Source organism: Rhizobium atlanticum (genome assembly GCF_030182485.1).
Classification (GTDB): domain Bacteria; phylum Pseudomonadota; class Alphaproteobacteria; order Rhizobiales; family Rhizobiaceae; genus Rhizobium.
Genome location: NZ_JAQJCJ010000015.1, coordinates 1 through 13084, shown reverse-complemented (window position 1 = coordinate 13084; position 13084 = coordinate 1). Strand labels below are relative to the sequence as shown.

11 protein-coding genes are annotated in these 13084 nt (G+C 60.9%); 5 read left to right on the top strand and 6 right to left on the bottom strand.

Annotated features, from left to right (window positions below; translation table 11 throughout):
* Nucleotides 1-35 precede the first annotated feature (35 nt).
* Entirely contained in the window at nt 36-2330 is a 2295-nt protein-coding gene (locus PH551_RS21335) for an FdhF/YdeP family oxidoreductase (RefSeq protein WP_285194860.1), read from the top strand.
* Entirely contained in the window at nt 2327-2602 is a 276-nt protein-coding gene (locus PH551_RS21330; RefSeq protein ID WP_285194859.1) for a hypothetical protein, read from the top strand. Before PH551_RS21335 ends, PH551_RS21330 begins: the two co-directional genes overlap by 4 nt.
* Nucleotides 2603-2657: 55 nt before the next feature.
* Here the strand turns inward: PH551_RS21330 and PH551_RS21325 are convergent, their stop codons facing one another.
* The 6 genes from PH551_RS21325 to PH551_RS21300 form a co-directional block, all read right to left on the bottom strand.
* Nucleotides 2658-3656: a helix-turn-helix transcriptional regulator gene (locus PH551_RS21325; RefSeq protein ID WP_285194858.1), complete on the bottom strand. Its 999-nt coding sequence runs from the start codon at nt 3654-3656 to the stop codon at nt 2658-2660.
* Nucleotides 3657-4798: 1142 nt separating this feature from the next.
* On the bottom strand, nt 4799-5878 hold the full coding sequence (locus PH551_RS21320) for a quaternary amine ABC transporter ATP-binding protein (protein WP_285194857.1): 1080 nt from the start codon (nt 5876-5878) through the stop codon (nt 4799-4801).
* The gene (locus tag PH551_RS21315) at nt 5871-6758 is read right to left on the bottom strand and encodes an ABC transporter permease (protein WP_285194856.1); all 888 of its coding nucleotides are present in this window, start codon (nt 6756-6758) and stop codon (nt 5871-5873) included. The genes PH551_RS21320 and PH551_RS21315 overlap by 8 nt, the downstream gene beginning before the upstream one ends.
* 93 nt (nt 6759-6851) lie before the next feature.
* Nucleotides 6852-7853 (bottom strand): ABC transporter substrate-binding protein, encoded by a 1002-nt coding sequence (locus PH551_RS21310; protein WP_285194854.1) that lies wholly within the window; start codon nt 7851-7853, stop codon nt 6852-6854.
* Nucleotides 7854-7921: 68 nt separating this feature from the next.
* The gene (locus tag PH551_RS21305; RefSeq protein ID WP_285194853.1) at nt 7922-8716 is read right to left on the bottom strand and encodes a pyrroline-5-carboxylate reductase family protein; all 795 of its coding nucleotides are present in this window, start codon (nt 8714-8716) and stop codon (nt 7922-7924) included.
* 10 nt (nt 8717-8726) lie between these two features.
* Nucleotides 8727-9356 (bottom strand): TetR/AcrR family transcriptional regulator, encoded by a 630-nt coding sequence (locus tag PH551_RS21300; protein ID WP_285194852.1) that lies wholly within the window; start codon nt 9354-9356, stop codon nt 8727-8729.
* A gap of 146 nt (nt 9357-9502) precedes the next feature.
* Between PH551_RS21300 and PH551_RS21295 the strand changes: the two genes are divergently transcribed.
* From PH551_RS21295 to PH551_RS21285, 3 genes are all read left to right on the top strand, one after another.
* Nucleotides 9503-11539 carry an NADH:flavin oxidoreductase gene (locus PH551_RS21295; RefSeq protein ID WP_285194851.1) on the top strand — a complete coding sequence of 679 codons (2037 nt, stop codon included), beginning with the start codon at nt 9503-9505 and terminating at the stop codon, nt 11537-11539.
* A 42-nt stretch (nt 11540-11581) separates the two neighbouring features.
* On the top strand, nt 11582-12187 hold the full coding sequence (locus PH551_RS21290; RefSeq protein ID WP_285194850.1) for a dimethylsulfoniopropionate lyase: 606 nt from the start codon (nt 11582-11584) through the stop codon (nt 12185-12187).
* A gap of 134 nt (nt 12188-12321) precedes the next feature.
* Complete coding sequence (locus PH551_RS21285) at nt 12322-13071, top strand: electron transfer flavoprotein subunit beta/FixA family protein (protein ID WP_285194849.1); 750 nt, start codon at nt 12322-12324, stop codon at nt 13069-13071.
* Nucleotides 13072-13084: the final 13 nt, after the last annotated feature.

Here is a 13084-nt window from a genome sequence, read left to right as displayed (position 1 = left end):
CTTGATGTTTAGCGCCCTTCATCAATACAGGGCGCATGGACACAAAATTCATTGGGAAGAAATCGGCGGCAGCCGGCGGCTGGGGCGCTCTGAAAAGCTGCGGCAAACAATTGCTGCAAAGCGGCATGCCGGTCTCGGGGGCGCGGACGATGCTGAAGGCGAACCAGCCGGACGGCTTCGATTGCCCGGGCTGCGCCTGGGGCGATCCGGAACACGGATCCTCGTTCGAATTTTGTGAGAACGGCGTGAAGGCCGTCGCATGGGAGGCCACGGAAAAGCGGGTGACCCCCGCTTTCTTCGCGGCGAACACGGTCTCTGAGCTTCGCCGGATGTCGGGTTACGAGCTGGAGCTCAATGGCCGCCTCACCCATCCGATGCGTTACGATGCTGCGAGCGACCGTTACCTGCCGGTGGCGTGGGAGGATGCTTTTGCCGAGATCGGCGGCATTCTGAAGGGCCTCGATAATCCCAATCGGGCGGAGTTCTATACGTCCGGCCGCGCCAGCAACGAGGCTGCCTTTCTCTATCAGCTGTTCGTGCGCATCTACGGCACCAACAACTTTCCCGATTGTTCCAACATGTGTCACGAGGCAAGTGGAATCGCCCTGAACCAGGCGGTAGGTGTCGGCAAGGGCACCGTGCTTCTGGAGGACTTCGAGGAGGCCGATGCGATCTTCGTGATCGGCCAGAACCCCGGCACCAATCATCCCCGAATGCTCGGCGACCTGCGCCAGGCGGCGATGCGCGGCGCGCGGATCGTCGTCTTCAATCCGATCCGCGAGCGGGGGCTGGAGCGTTTCTCCGATCCGCAGGACAAGATCGAGATGCTGCGCGGCGGCGCAACCGATATCGCCGGCCTTTATCTGCAGCCGCAGCTCGGTGGTGACATGGCCGCTATGCGTGGAATGGCAAAGGCGGTGCTTGCCGCGGAAGACACTGCGGTTGCCGCCGGTCTGCCACCGGTTCTCGATCATGCGTTCCTGGCCGAACATTGCGCCGGGTTTGCGCAGTACCGGCAAGCGGTCGAGGCGACGGCCTGGGCTGATATCGAAGATCAATCGGGACTGAGGCGACAGGAGATCGAACAGGCGGCCGAGGTCTATATCAGGGCTGAGCGGGTCATCTGCACCTGGGCGATGGGTGTGACCCAGCATCTGCATTCGGTGGCGACGATCCGCGAGATCGCCAACTTCATGTTCCTGCGCGGCAATATCGGCAAGCCGGGCGCTGGCCTCTGCCCGGTTCGCGGCCATTCCAATGTGCAGGGCGACCGCACCGTCGGCATCAACGAAAAGCCGTCGGACGATTTCCTCGATGCGCTGGAGAAACATTTCCGCTTCACCGTCCCGCGCGAGCATGGTCACAATGTCCTTGCCGCGATCGGGGCGATGCTCGACGGCTCGGCCGAGGCCTTCATCGGGCTTGGCGGCAATTTTGCCCGTGCGACGCCCGACAGCGCACTGGTCGAAAAAGCGCTTCGGCGGCTGAAGCTGACGGTGCACATCGCCACCAAACTCAATCATTCGCATCTGCTGCCCGGTGAGGCGTCCTTCATTCTGCCCTGCCTCGGGCGTACCGAGATGGATCTGAACGCTGCCGGCCATTCCCAACTCGTCAGTGTCGAAGATTCGATGAGCATGGTGCATGGTTCCGCCGGCATCAATCGCCCGGCCTCGCCGCATCTCCTCTCGGAAGTCGCCATCATTGCCGGCATTGCGCAGGCGACGGTCGGCTCCTCCGTGGTCGACTGGGCGGAACTCGCCAACGACTACGACCGCATCCGCGATCATATCGCGGCGACCATTCCCGGCTTTGAAAACTACAATGCCCGCCTGCGCAAGCCGCGCGGTTTCCATCTGCGCAACTCGGCCGCCCATCGGGAGTGGCAGACGCCGGCAGGCAGGGCATCATTCTCATGCCAGCCGCTTCCTGAGGAGACGGTGCATCAGCGTGCGCGAAGGGGCGAGGGGCGGTTCGCTCTGCAGACGTTCCGGTCGCACGACCAATACAATACGACTGTCTACGGTCTGGATGACCGATATCGCGGTGTCTACGGAGAGCGGCAGGTCATCTTCATTCATCCGGCGGATCTGAAGGCGATGAATGCCGAGGCCGGTGACAGTGTCGACGTGATCGGCGAGCACGATGACGGCATCGAGCGTATCGCGCGGGATTTCCGCTTCGTGCCCTATGATATTCCGCGGGGCAGCATTGCCGGCTATTACCCTGAACTGAACGTGCTCGTGCCGCTTGGCAGCGCCGGCGAGGAAAGCGATACGCCGACCTCGAAATCGATCATGGTTTCCTTGCGCAAGCGAGACGCCGCGTGAGCAACGAGGCTATCGGCTCCGACCGGTTTCTTGCCCTTGTCGCTGCGGCGCAGGATAGGGACCTCCGACTGACCTCCTTGCAGGCCGGTCTGCTCGTCGCTGCCGAGCTCGGGATCGCGTCCGACAGCCGCTCCTTTGCGCGCATGCTGGGGATCGCGCATGCCCTTGTGTTGCGGGACCTCAGCGCGCTGGCGGAGCGTGATGATATGCTTCGAGTCGTCAAGCGGGATCCGAAGACAATGCGAGTGCACTACCGATTGGCCAAGCCTTAAAAACCGAAAGCGCAAAGAGCGAAGCTGAAAGATCGCGGTGCGCTTCAGCTGCAAGTTACCGGCGGCTCATGCGCTTTCTCGTTTCGGACGGGTATTCGCCATAGGTTGCCTTGTAGACCGCGGAAAAGCGGCCGAAATGAAAGAATCCCCATTTGAGGCAGGTGGCCTTCATCGTCTCCGTGCACTCGGGATCGATCAGATCCTGCCGCGCCGCGCGCAGACGAAGCGTCAGCAGATAAGCGGCCGGGGACGTTCCCTTGAAGGCGCGGAAACCGGTTTCGAGGGCTCTGCTGGAGACGCCGGCCGCTTCCGCCACCTTTGGCATGGTGATCGGCTGATCGATATTGGCCTGCATGAACTCGATCGCTCTGCGCACATGCCTCGGAGCGATAAGGGCGGCGCCTTTGTCAAGAAAATGCGACAGCCGGTGTGGCACCATGCGCACGACGAGATCGGCGAGCGCTTGGGTCATGTGAGCCATAGCGATCGGCGACTGCAGCAGGGGACCGTCGTCGCGCATCCCTGAAATGATCGTTTCGGTGAGGTTGCCGATCGTCCGTCCGGCCGGCGTCGACAGATCCAGTTCGGGCAGAAGGTCGAGCGAGCCGCTGAACGGCATTTCGAACGTATGGCCGATCGTCTGGAGGATGACGGGCCAGTTGATCAGCAGTTCGTCGATGACGTTGCCTTGCCCGTGCATGAGAACGCTGTCGGGTTCGAAATTATTGTAGAGAAGCAGTTTGCCTTGCCCGGCCTCGGCCTTGCGCGTCCCATAGGTCACTCCCATGCCGCCACGGCGCGGCACGACGAGCGACAGATACTCCGCCGTGCTGACAGTCGGCTCGATGTTGAATTGGAACTCCGCCTCATGATAGCCCGTCAGCAGGACGGCGCTCTCGGCCACCGAAAAATCCAATCCCCAATGAAAGTCCTTGGCGCGGCCGACAGGCTCGGCATCAAACGCGCCGAAAGCGCCGCCGAGGGTTTCCACCATATTATCGAAAGACGAACCGTGGAATCGGAAGGAGAATGGCTGGGCGCTGTTTTTCGTCATGCTCCCCTCCTTATTTCATCTGACGTCGCGCATAACGCGACACCTCGGCCACTTGGATCAGAATGAAGTACGTCCCTCTTTTTGTTCGCACGTCGCCGAGCGTCATCTTTCTCCTCACGCTTGCCGGGGCATGACGGACGAGGCTTGGCCGTATATTAGCGGATAAGAAGCCAGAGCGCAGTAAGCGGCAGCCAGGCGGGCAAGTTTCAACGTTATCCAGGTGTCGGTATTGCTGGCCAGGGCAAGCCGATCCAGGCAGAGCTCGCGCGTGGCGGGCGTCGGAAACGCAGACCTTTTAAATGCTTTATGGATAATTCCCATCTGTCGGATTTTCCTGGCCAGTCGGCAGGAACTGACAGAACCGGCTGCACTTGGCAAGGCCTTGGAACTGCTGCTTTGATGGTGACCCCGTGATGAAACGATTAGCCAGCCTGCGCATAGGGCACATTCAAGGCGCCATCCAAGAGTCGCCTGCCGAAGGTTCTGAAGTGGACCGCTCGAGATCGCCTTCGGCAGGCTGACAGGCAGTTGGCATACGCACGGGATGGAGTGCGTATGGATGTAATCCCCGTCCATCATTTGGGGTCAGCGATGGAGGGGGACTTGCAAACCGTAGACCATCATGGCCCCGGTCGGACTGAGTTTAGTGTTCTACGGCGATGGAGCAATTGTCAGGCGCCGATATTGTCGGCCGATCGGCTTTTCGTGACGCAGTATGGACTGGTCCTGCGCAAAACGTATAGGCTGGCCCTCCCTCCCCACTCTTTGGGTGCCCCTGAATTAAAGATCCAGTCCGACTCGCCTGTTGTCGGAGAAGGCATAGAGATCTGGTGTAAAGACACTTCATTTATCGATGCCAGGGAGTGTCTCGACAGAGCCTTCTGAAAGCAGGTTTCGGAGGATCAAACCCGTTGGCAGGGCGACAGGATCGGTACCGACGGCCTCGACATCCGACGGGTCGATATAACAGGCAAGTCTAACGACTAGCCGCGAGCTTTGCCAGGCGCCGCTCGGGCGGCCGAGCATCTCCCCCGAGGCCGCATTCGTGATCCCTCAGGCGGCCGGCTTGCCGGTTGCGGTGCGTGGTGACGCGCCGAACGTCGGTGCCGCCGGCAAGCCCGAGGGACCCCGCGCCCGTAGGTTCAGAGCGCGACCGAAAGGGCGCTTTCGCGTGGGGCAGCCACCTCCTGCGAGTTCACCATTGCACCGGCGAGCTGGCGGAAGGTGACAAGGCCCAAGGTTTCCCCCGACGGCGACACCACCTTGGCATCATCGTTCGGTGTCGAAGCCAGTATTCGGACGGCTTCTTCGACGGTCGTACCCGATGCGATCGTCAAGCCGCCAGGCGCTGCGGCGGAGTGCAAAGGTGTCATGACGGCTTCGACATGGATGACCCGGCCTCGGTTGACCTCCTTGACGAAGTTGGCGATGTAGTCATCCGCAGGGCGCAGCACGATATCTTGGCTGGTGCCCTGCTGGATAACCTCGCCGTCGCGCAGGATCGCGATCTGGTCGCCCAGGCGCAAAGCCTCGTCGAGGTCGTGGGTGATGAAGACGATGGTCTTCTTGATCTCTTTCTGAATATCGAGAAGGACCGTCTGCATATCCGTGCGGATCAAGGGGTCGAGAGCCGAATAGGCCTCGTCCATCAAGAGAACCGGGGCATCATTGGAGAGCGCCCGCGCCAGGCCGACGCGTTGCTGCATGCCGCCGGAAAGCTGGTTGGGGTATTTTTGTTCGAAGCCCTTCAGGCCGACGCGCTCGATCCAGCGCATAGCGACGTCAACGGCTTTCGCGCGCTCCATACCCTGCACTTCGAGACCGAAAATGGTGTTGTCGAGGACGTTGCGGTGCGGCAGAAGCGCGAACTTCTGGAACACCATGGCGGTCTGCTGCCGCCGGAACGTCCGCAATTCGGTCTCGTTCATCTTCACGACATCGATGCCGTCGACCAGCACTTCGCCCGATGTCGGATCGATCAGCCGGTTGATGTGCCGGATGAGCGTCGATTTGCCCGATCCGGAAAGGCCCATGATGACCTGGATTCGGCCGGAGGGAATCTCGACATTGATATCCCTGAGCCCCAGCACGTGCCCATGTTTGGCGTTGAGCTCGGCTTTCGTCAGGCCCTTCTGCACCGCTTCGATATAAGCCGTGGGATTGGGGCCGAAGATCTTGTAGAGATTGCGGATTTTGATGCCGCCAAAACGATGCTCAGCCATGGACGGTCTCCCGATGCTTCTGGAGCCTTTTGCCATATGCCTGGCTGACCCGGTCGAAGATGATGGCGATGCCGACGATGGCAAGGCCGTTGAAAATGCCCAGCGTGAAGTATTGGTTGGCGATCGCCTTCAGCACCGGCTGGCCGAGGCCCTGGACGCCGATCATGGAAGCGATGACCACCATGGCGAGCGCCATCATGATCGTCTGGTTGATGCCGGCCATGATGGTGGGAAGCGCCAGCGGCAGCTGCACCTTGAAGAGCTTCTGCGATCTGGAGGTGCCGAAGGCATCTGCGGCCTCGAGCACGTCCTTGTCGACGAGCCGGATGCCGAGATCGGTCAGGCGGATCATCGGCGGGATGGCGTAGATGACAACGGCGATCAGGCCCGGCACCTTGCCGATACCCAAGAGCATGACGACGGGGATGAGATAGACGAAGCTCGGCATGGTCTGCATGACGTCGAGGATCGGATTGACGACGCGCTGCAGCCGGTCGGAGCGCGCCATAAGGATCCCGATCGGGATACCGATGGCGATGGAAAGAACCGTGCAGACGAAGATCATCGAGACCGTCCGCATCGTGTCGTCCCACATGTCGAAGTAGCCGATCAGCATCAGCGTCGCCAGACAGCCGAGGACGATCTTCAAGCTGCGGCTCGCAAACCAGGCAATGACGAGGATGATCAGGGTAATGATCGGCCACGGCGTTTGCGTCATGAAGCGCTCGGCAGCGATGAGGAAATGCTGCAGCGGGACGAAGAGGCTTTCGATGCCGTCGCCGTAGCTGCGGGTAAATCCGCGAAAGCCGTCATCGATCGCTTTCTTCAGATTGCGAAGCGCGTCATCGTTCATGTGTGGGAATTTATAAAACCATTCCATCTCGTTCCCCTTTCGTCAAAGTGCCGCGGCAGTCTTTTTTGATTTTGTCGGCGCGTGAGAAGCGGTGCGCTTTTCGCGCACCGCTATTTTGGCTCAGAGAGCAGCTTCGATCTTCTTGGCCGCCTCAGGCGAGACCCACTTGGTCCAGAGGTCCTTGTTTTCTTCCAGGAAGTGCTTGGCACCGTCTTCGCCGGTCGCCTGGTTGTCGGTCATCCAGGCCATCAGCTTGTTGACCGTATCGTTGCTCCATGAACGCTTCTTCAGGTAGTCTATGACCTCAGGGCCAACCTTTTCGGAGAAAGGCTTGGCAACGAGAGTCACGACGTGATCGACCGGCCATGCCGCCGGCTTCGGATCGGGGCAGTCGGCAACGGTGATGCAGCGCTTCCACTCGGCAGCATTCTCTGGTACGCCGGCTTCGAGCTTGACCATCTGATACTTGCCGAGCAGCGCGGTCGGCGCCCAGTAATAGCCGACCCAGCCTTCCTTGCGCTCGTAAGCCTTGGCGATCGAACCGTCGAGACCGGCGGCAGAGCCGGTGTCGACGAGGGTGAAGCCCGCCTTTTCGGCATCAAACGCCTTGTAGAGCTGCGAGGTGACGACCGTGCCGCCCCAGCCCTGCGGGCCGTTGACGATGGCACCCTTCTTCGGATCTTCGGGATCGGGGAAGAGTTCCGGATGCTTCAGCGCATCGCCGATCGTTTTGATATCGGGATGGGCATCGGCGATATACTTCGGAATCCACCAGCCCTGTACGCCGCCATCCGGCAGCGGCGAGCCGACCTGAACGATGCGGCCTTCTTCCGTGCCCTTCTTGACGACGTCAGGCAGCAGGTCGATCCACGCTTCGGGCGCGATATCCGGCTGGCCCTTTTCGGCCATGGAGGTGATCGTCGGGACTGTGTCGCCAACGGTGATGTCGGCGCTGCAGCCGTAACCTTCGTTCAGGATGAACTTATCCAGGTTGGAGAGAACTTCGGCGCTCTGCCAGTTCATGCTGGCAATGGTGACGCTGCCGCATTCGGCGGCGCCGGCGAAGGACGCGCCGCCGATCAGGCCGAACGCCAAACATGTCGATGCAAGTAGTTTCTTCATTCTCGTTCCCTCTATTTAGCGGCTGATCTGGCCAGGCGGGGTGCCGCAGTACCCGCCCAAAGCGGTCGTCAGGAAACAGCTCCCATACTCACCGATTTCTTGAATGCTGCCGATAGTCCTTCCGCCACCGCAGCGTCGAACCCGGCGGCGCGCATGCCTTCTATGGCTGCCGCGGTGGTGCCCTGATAGTCGAGAAAGGTTTGGACGATGTCGTCGGGACATTCGTTGCGGCGCTCCAGCAGCCGGCCGGCGCCTGATATCACCGCATTGACGGCGCGGCGCGCAACCTCGGCCGGCAGGCCGCGGGCGACGGCGTCGCGCATCATGGCGGCGGCGAGCAATGCCGGGAATGCCGGCCCGGAGCCGGAAAGGCCCGTGAGATAATCGATGTCGCTTTCCCTTGCGACCTCGTCCTCAGATCCGCAGGTTTCGAAGATTGCGCGGACGACGTCCCGGTCATCTCTGGTAATGCTGCTCGCGCCGATCCAGGGCGTATAGGATTTTGCCACTTCGGCTGCGGCATTCGGCAGGGCGCGGACGACGCGGCCGGTCTTGTGGCGCTCCGAAAGGGCGTTCAAACGAATTCCGGCCATGACTGAGATGACGAGCTTGCCGGAGGCGTCGACGGCGAGCCGACGCCAGTCGTCCGGGCGGATGGAGAGAAGGATCACATCCGAGCGGTCGGCAAGTTCCTGACTGTCGGTGGTCCAGAAGGAATCCGGGAAACGGTCGGGCTGCCGGCTGCGATAGGAGAGGCAGAGATTTTGGGGATCGACCAGGGCGGAATCGAGGATCGAGCCGGCGATGGCTCCGCCGAGCCAGCCGCCACCACCAATAACACCGATCCTCAAGGAAACGCTCATCTCGGTTTCCTCAGCCGGGCCTATAGCCATGCCGCGCGAAGAAGCGGTCGAGCTCCCTCTGCTGCGGCACTTCGCCAGTGTAGATCGCGATATATTCGGGAATCCGTTTCATGCGGACGGCGAGTTCCTCCTTCGACTGCATGGAAATGTACCCGATCTGAACGAGGTAAGTTGTCCGCGCTCTGACATCCGATGTCGTTTCTGGTACCCCGAACCGCATAAACATGCGTTTGAGCGCCTCCAGCCGGATCTGATCCGCCTGCTGGACCTCGGCCAGAAGTTCGTCCGACTGCAAGGCCCAACTGCGCACGGCAAACTCGAATTTGGCGTCGAAGAGGTCGGTGTTCAGCCAGCAATCGAAAACGTTGAGCATCGCTTCTGCGAGCGACTCCGCATAGGCTTCGGACTGCTTGACGATATTGCCGGTGTTTTTCTCGCGCCACCGCGCCACGAGCGCGCTCAAGAGTTCCTCCCGATCCTTGAAGAACCAGTAGAAGCTCGTTCGCGAGAGATTGAGTTTCTTTGCGAGCGGCAGAATTTTCACCGAATCCACGCCGGATTCCAGCAGTGACTGGTAGGCTGCTTCCAGCCAACCCTCCTGCGATCCGCGCCAACCGGTGTCGTTTAGAGCCTGGTCCATGCATTCTCTCCTACCAAATTCCGCGGCCTCGCACAAGAAAAATGTACAGTGGTGTCGAAAACAATGACCTTCATGTTTTCAAGATTGACACTTGTGTACATTGCGCTTAGCGTCTGCTCCGATGTTTTAATCCGGAACCACGGCCCATGTCGAACGATCCTCTTCTTCAGCCCTACCAGCTCAAGCATCTGACGCTGCGCAACCGCATCATCGTAACCTCGCACGAGCCGGCCTATCCCGAGGACGGCATGCCCAAGGAAAGGTATCGGGCCTATACGGTAGAGCGGGCAAAGGGCGGGGTGGCCTTGACGATGACGGCAGGCTCCGCCGCGGTTTCCAGGGACAGTCCGCCTGTTTTCAACAACTTGCTCGCCTATAAGGACGAGATCGTCCCCTGGATCAGGGAAATGACCGACGCCGTGCACGAAGAGGGGGCGGCGATCATGATCCAGCTCACCCATCTCGGCCGGCGCACGCGTTGGGACAAGGGCGACTGGCTGCCGGTCGTCGCCCCGTCGCATCATCGCGAGGCTTCGCATCGCGCCTTTCCAAAGAAGTTGGAAGATTGGGACATCGAGCGCATCATCAAGGATTTCGCCGATGCGGCCGAACGGATGAAGGCCGGCGGTATGGATGGAATCGAGCTGGAGGCCTACGGCCACCTGATCGACCAGTTCGCGTCTCCGCTCACGAACGAACTCGACGGCCCCTATGGGGGTGCGCTCGAGAACCGCATGCGCTTCTGTTTCGACGTGTTCAGGGCGATCCGCGAGAGGGTCGGGAACGAATTCATCCTCGGTGTGCGCTATACGGCCGACGAGTGTCTGCCCGGCGGCAACGGGCAGGCCGAAGGCATAGAGATTTCCAAGCGGCTGCGCGACAGCGGGCTTATCGACTATCTGAACGTCATTCGCGGCCACATCGACACCGATCCGGGTTTGACCGACGTCATCCCGATCCAGGGCATGGCGAACTCGCCGCACCTGGATTTTGCCGGTGAAATCCGCGCCGCGACCAACTTCCCGACCTTCCATGCGGCGAAGATTCCCGACGTCGCCACGGCGCGTCATGCGATTGCAGCCGGCAAAGTCGACATGGTCGGCATGACCCGCGCCCACATGACCGACCCGCATATCGTCCGCAAGATCATCGAGAAGCGGGAAGAGGATATCCGCCCCTGCGTCGGCGCCAATTATTGTCTCGATCGGATCTATCAGGGCGGGGCGGCCTACTGCATCCACAATGCCGCCACGGGGCGCGAACTGACGATGCCGCATGTCGCGGCAAAGGCCGAGGTCAGAAAGAAGGTCGTCATCGTCGGCGCCGGCCCGGCCGGGCTGGAGGCGGCGCGCGTCGCGGGAGAGCGCGGCCATCAAGTGACCGTTTTCGAGGCGGCGAACAATCCAGGCGGTCAGATCCGCCTCACCGCCCAAAGCGAACGCCGCCGGGAAATGATCAGCATTATCGACTGGCGCATGAGCCAGTGTGAGAAATACGGCGTCACCTTCCACTTCAACACCTGGGCGGAAGCCGACACGGTCGAGGCCGAAAATCCTGACGTCGTCATAATCGCCACTGGCGGCCTGCCGCATACAGAGGTGCTCACCAGCGGCAACGAACTGGTGGTCTCGTCTTGGGACATCATCTCCGGCGATGTGAAACCCGGTTCCAACGTGCTTGTTTTCGACGACGCTGGCGATCATGCAGCGCTGCAGGCGGCGGAGTTCCTCGCCAAATCAGGCGCCAAGGTCGAGATCATGACGCCGGACCGGTCCTTCGCGCCGGAGGTCATGGCCATGAACCTGGTGCCCTATATGCGTTCACTCCAAAAGTACGACGTGACCTTCACCGTTACCTATCGGCTGGAGGCCGTCGAGAAGAGCGGTAATCAGCTCGTCGCCCATATCGGCAGCGATTACGGCGGAATTGCCCGGCAGCACAGCTACGACCAGATCGTCGTAAATCACGGGACCATCCCGCTCGACGAACTCTATTTCGAGCTGAAGCCCAAGTCGAAAAATCTGGGCGAGGTCTCGCACGATCAGCTTCTCCAGGGGCAACCGCAATCGGTCATCCGCAATCCCGAGGGCAAGTTCCAGCTGTTCCGGATCGGCGACGCTGTCGCTGCCCGTAACACGCATGCCGCTGTCTATGACGGTCTGCGCATCGCGAAGGATATATGATTGTCAGAGCGGCCGCCTGCCGGCCGATCGGGAGGGGATGATATGAGTGTGCGCAACGAAAGCCTCCAGCATTGCCTGGAAGCCGCTTCGGTCGCTTTCGACCAGTTCACCGAGGCTACAGAAGCCCGCCGCTCGATCGGGCAGTTCTTCGCGGCGCTGGGGCGCCCGGGGACTGCCCGCGCGGGAGAGGGAAGCCGGTTACCGGTCTGCGCTCACCTCGATATGGCGCTCGCAGTCGATACGTCCTATGCTTCGCTGGCGCGATTGATCGAGGGGTTCAAAGGCATCGAGCCAATGCTTGAATGGCGTCGCCGCACAAAGTATGACCACACCACGGCCAGCGACAATTTCGTTGATGGGCATGCCAATGCCATGATCGTCGGGCCGGGTGGATTGGAGGAGCGAAGTGACCTGTGGTTCGGCGTGACATTGATGGCGCCTCACGTGCGCTATCCCGATCACGACCATGCGCCGGAGGAGGTCTATCTGGTGCTGTCCAAGGGAGAGTTCCAGCAGGGGGAGGGGAACTGGTTTTCGCCTGGTATCGGCGGATCGTTCTATAATATTCCCGGGATCAAACATGCGATGAGGTCGGTGGAGACGCCGCTCTTCGCCTTCTGGGCGTTGCTTGCCGAGCGGTCGCATTGACGGCCGGCTGTCTAAAGCATGTCGCGCAAAGCTGTGCGGCGGTTGTGACAACGGCTTACGTAAAAAGAAAGAGTTAAAGCGCAGAGCAAGCGAATCTGAAAGATCGCGACGCGCTTTGGACATAGGGGTTTGCCATGAAGATTCTCGTGCCCGTCAAGCGGGTTGTCGACTACAACGTGAAGATCCGTGTGAAGCCGGATGGCACGGGTGTCGAGCTTGCCAATGTGAAGATGTCGATGAACCCGTTCGACGAGATCTCGGTGGAAGAGGCGCTGAGATTGAAGGAAGCCGGCAAGGCGGAAGAAGTGGTGGTGGTGTCGATCGGCCCGGCCAAGGCCGAGGAAACGCTGCGCACGGCGCTCGCCATGGGCGCTGACCGGGCGATCCTGGTCGAAACCGATGATCAGGTCGAGCCTCTGGCCGTCGCCAAAATCCTCAAGGGTGTGGCCGATGCCGATCAGCCTAGCCTTATCATCGTCGGCAAGCAGGCGATCGACGACGATTCGAACCAGACCGGCCAGATGCTGGCGGCATTGCTGGGCTCGGCCCAGGCGACCTTCGCCTCGAAGATCGAGATCGGTGACGGCAAGGCTCAGGTGACCCGCGAAGTCGACGGCGGCCTGCAGACGATCGAGATCAAGCTGCCGGCGGTCATCACCACCGACCTCAGACTGAACGAGCCGCGTTACGCCTCGCTGCCGAACATCATGAAGGCGAAGAAGAAGCCGCTCGACAAGAAGAGCCCTGCCGATTTCGGCGTCGACACGGCGCCGCGGCTGAAGGTGCTGAAGACCGAGGAGCCGTCCGGCCGCAAGGCCGGCGTCAAGGTCAAGTCGGTCGCCGAACTCGTCGACAAGCTGAAGAACGAAGCCGGCGTGCTGTAATCGGGCTGGAACA